This window comes from Tahibacter sp. (genome assembly GCF_035481375.1).
Taxonomy (GTDB): domain Bacteria; phylum Pseudomonadota; class Gammaproteobacteria; order Xanthomonadales; family Rhodanobacteraceae; genus Tahibacter.
The window spans coordinates 1-2,260 of the sequence record NZ_DATIGT010000041.1 but is presented as its reverse complement, the minus strand read 5'-3'; the positions used below and the strand labels follow the sequence as shown (position 1 = coordinate 2,260).

2 protein-coding genes are annotated in these 2,260 nt (G+C 66.1%); both read left to right on the top strand.

What is annotated here, in order from left to right:
* Positions 1 to 275, top strand: a 275-nt coding sequence (locus VLF18_RS02995; protein WP_325278138.1) for a vitamin B12 dependent-methionine synthase activation domain-containing protein, incomplete at its 5' end; no start/stop codon positions are given.
* Positions 276 to 779: 504 nt separating this feature from the next.
* Entirely contained in the window at positions 780 to 2,141 is a 1,362-nt protein-coding gene (locus tag VLF18_RS02990) for a DUF1329 domain-containing protein (RefSeq protein ID WP_325278137.1), read from the top strand.
* The last annotated feature ends 119 nt before the right edge of the window (positions 2,142 to 2,260 follow it).

Here is a 2,260-nt window from a genome sequence, read left to right as displayed (position 1 = left end):
CGGGCTATCCCGCCTGCCCCGAACACACCGAGAAAGGCACGCTGTTCGACCTGCTCGACGCCGAAAACAACACCGGCATCGAACTCACCGACAGCTTCGCGATGTACCCCGCAGCCGCGGTATCGGGCTGGTACTTCTCGCACCCGCAGAGCCAGTACTTCGTCGTCGGCCGAGTCACGAAGGAACAAGTGGAAGACTACGCAAAGCGCAAAGGCTGGACCCTCGAAGTCGCCGAACGCTGGCTCGCGCCGCTGCTCGATTACGACCCGGAGTGACGACGGGATCGGGCGTGCGTGAGAAACGGGCGCGTTAAGCCCTCTCCCCCAGGCGAGCTCGGGAGAGAGGGAGTTCCAGCTTCCCAGCCCGCCACTGCTCGGCTACGACCCGCAATGACGTAGGTCGGGGTGAGCCGCAGGCGAAGTCCAACATCGAGAAATACCCGCAAAGCGAACGTCCCGAGACGAAAGTTCTCGACGCCGTTCCGCAACGCGTCCGGCGCATCCGCCTCGTCAGCCCGGTCGCTCCGCCAGACAACCGCCACGCCGAACCACCTCGATGTTGGGCTACGCCTGCGGCTCGAGCCAACCTGCGCCACGCTGAACGCCCATTCAGATGACACCGGGCGCCACGCGCTGCGCCGATGGTTTGCTCTAGATCGCGCAGAGACCATGCGCGCCCCCGCTCTTCAGCCGGCTCTCTCGCTGCTCAAGGATTTGGCATTTGCCGCCCGCGCAGGACGCGCACCGCGGCCCCGGCTTCATCGAAATCTGGAGTGATCCATGTTTGCCATCGATTGGCGGCGTCTGCCGCTGATGTGCGTCGTCGCGCTGTTCACCGTCAGCGCCCACGCCGTCGTCACGCCGCAGGACGCGGCACGCCTCGAAAAGGACCTGACCCCGCTCGGCGGCGAACGCCAGGGCAACACCGCCGGCACGATTCCGGGCTGGAGCGGCGGCCTCACGAGCCCGCCGCAGAACTACACGCTCGGCGGCGCGCATCCCGATCCTTATGCGAACGACGCGATCTCGTTCGCGATCGATGGCTCGAACGTTGCCCGCTTCGCCGACAAGCTGTCGCCGGGCCACATCGCGCTGCTGAAGAAATATCCGGATATGAAGCTCAACGTCTATCCGACCCGCCGCAGCGCCGCATTCCCGGCGCGCACCTACGAAACCACGCGCAAGAATGCGACGACCGCGAAGCTCGCCGACGGCAGCGACGTACTCAACGACGCGGCCGAAGGCTTTCCGTTCCCGCTGCCGCAGAGCGGCGCCGAAGCGATCTGGAACCACAAGCTGAAATACCGCGGCATCGCGCTGTCGCGCTGGTGGAACCAGGCTGCGCCGACCGCATCGGGCCAGTTCGTCCTCGCCCGCGTGCGCGAGGAATTCCTGTTCCCCTACTTCCGCCAGGGCTCGACCCTGAGCGCGATCGACAACGTGTTCTCGTACTACTTCCAGAGCGTGGAAAGCCCCGCACGCCTCGCCGGCAACATGCAAGTCGTCCACGAAACGCTGAACCCGACCGTCTCGCCGCGCGACGTGTGGCTGTACAACGCCGGCCAGCGCCGCGTGCGCCGCGCGCCGAACGTCGCCTATGACAACCCGGGCACCGCATCCGAAGGCCTGCGCACGAACGACATGCTCGACATGTTCAACGGCGCGCTCGACCGCTACGACTGGAAGCTGGTCGGCAAGCGCGAACTGTTCGTGCCGTACAACGCCTACCGCGCGGACGCGAGCGAGCTGAAGCCCGAAGACCTCGTCAAGGCCGGCCACCTCGCGCCGCAGCACCTGCGCTACGAACTGCACCGCGTCTGGGTCGTCGAAGCGACCCTGAAGACCGGCCAGCGCCACATCAATCCGCGCCGCACGTACTACCTCGACGAAGACAGCTGGCAGATCCTCGTCGCCGATCACTACGACGCCAAGGGCAAGCTCTGGCGCGTGTCCGAAGCCCACGTGATCAATTACTACGAAGTGCCGATGGTGTCCCCGACGCTCGAAGTGCACTACGACCTGTTGACCGGCCGCTACCTCGTCAGCGGACTCGACAACCAGGAAGAACAGCTCAATTTCAGTCTGCAGCGCACGCCCGCCGACTTCGCGCCGGCTGCCCTGCGCACGCGCGGCATTCAGTAAGCGAAGCCGTTAACCGCGCCGCCCGGCCGAGGTCACCCTCCCAGGCCGGAGCCGGGCGAGCCGCGGGACTCTGCCGGTCGCAACCTCGACACACGTCGCGGTTCGCACCCCGAAAAAGG

Bases quoted from the DNA above. Each gene is read 5' to 3' on its own strand.
- VLF18_RS02990 (WP_325278137.1), top strand. From the start codon at position 780: ATGTTTGCCATCGATTGGCGGCGTCTGCCGCTGATGTGCGTCGTCGCG.